Genomic DNA, 1,185 nt, shown 5'->3' with positions numbered 1-1,185 from the left:
TTGCATAAGCCGGTCTGGTATGAGGAAAAACAATGTTTAATCAAGCAATAGTTAGGGTTGGTATTAGGTATGGTGTGCTGTGTGGCTTGGTTAGTTTTGCGCTGGTAGCTATATTATATTTTATAGGATATAATCCTTTCGGTGATATCGGTCGCTTGACTTACGTGCCCATACCAGTCTTTATATTTTTGGCTATTCGATACTTCAAACAATACAACGATACAGAACTTAGTCTGGGAAAAGGCCTGCGCGTTGGATTATCAGTAGCGTTTTACAATGCGCTTAGTGCTGCCATGCTGGTGTTTCTGTTTATTTACATGGTTGGTTCTGAGATTCTTTTGGCGCATGTGGCCGAGATGAAGGCATTGCTGGAGGAAACACGGGAGGAGCAGATTGAGATTATTGGAGAAGAATCTTTCAGCAACGTGTACAATGCATTGGATAGTTTGACACCATCTATGCAGGCGGCGGATTTTTTTCTTTGGAGGTTGATAATGGGGAGTTTGTTTTCGCTGGTAGCAGCGGTATTTTACAGAAAGTAAAGATTTCTAACCTTAACACATATCAATTATGACTGAAAAAGAACCTTCTGTAAGCTCAGTAGCGCTAAAATGGGGATTTATCTTTGCTCTTGTTGGCGTAGTATTTACCTTGATTTTAATGATAGCTGGCCTGGCTGAAAACCGTTGGCTATCTAGCTTGTCTTATATAATTCTTATAGCAGGTATCGTTATAGCTATGAAAAATTATAAAAGTCAAAACTACGGCTACATGTCCTATGGACAAGGCTTAGGTATTGGCTCTTTGGTTTCAGCTATCTATGGCTTCCTTTCTGGCTTAGTGTCTTGGCTATACATCGAGTTTGTAGACCCAGCGTACATGACACGTGTGATGGATAAGCAGAGAGAGGCAATGATTACACAAGGCTTGACTGATGAGCAAATTGATGCTGCTGTTGCTATGGCCGAAAACTTTCAAGGACCAGTGACAATGATTTTGGGCGCTACTGTTATTACATTGAGGCTGTTTAGAGTTGTTTAACTTCCAAGGAATTAGGCAGGTAAAAGTGTTTGCAAAGACATTTTAACCCCAAGTCCTAATCCGATGGAAGTCATAAGCGAATATAGCATAAATAAGTGGATCGTACCACACCTGAGCGTAGGGAAAAGAGGCACTAAACTGCGG

General features: G+C 41.0%; 2 protein-coding genes. Both read left to right on the top strand.

Annotation, left to right across the window (positions count from 1 at the left end):
- Positions 1 to 32 precede the first annotated feature (32 nt).
- Positions 33 to 542 carry a DUF4199 domain-containing protein gene (locus ACFQ2O_RS21730; RefSeq protein WP_377533023.1) on the top strand — a complete coding sequence of 170 codons (510 nt, stop codon included), beginning with the start codon at positions 33 to 35 and terminating at the stop codon, positions 540 to 542.
- A gap of 28 nt (positions 543 to 570) precedes the next feature.
- A complete protein-coding gene (locus ACFQ2O_RS21725; RefSeq protein WP_377533021.1) occupies positions 571 to 1,041 on the top strand; it encodes a DUF4199 domain-containing protein in 471 nt (156 codons plus the stop codon).
- Positions 1,042 to 1,185 lie beyond the last annotated feature (144 nt).

The organism is Pontibacter rugosus (genome assembly GCF_042678745.1).
In the GTDB taxonomy this organism is placed as follows: Bacteria; Bacteroidota; Bacteroidia; order Cytophagales; family Hymenobacteraceae; genus Pontibacter; species Pontibacter rugosus.
The sequence above is the reverse complement of the archived record's forward strand: the minus strand, read 5'-3'. Positions and strand labels throughout refer to the sequence as shown.

What these genes read in the sequence shown, in the direction of transcription:
- ACFQ2O_RS21730 (WP_377533023.1), top strand. Translation starts at nt 33, where the DNA reads ATGTTTAATCAAGCAATAGTTAGGGTTGGTATTAGGTATGGTGTGCTG.
- ACFQ2O_RS21725 (WP_377533021.1), top strand. Translation starts at nt 571, where the DNA reads ATGACTGAAAAAGAACCTTCTGTAAGCTCAGTAGCGCTAAAATGGGGA.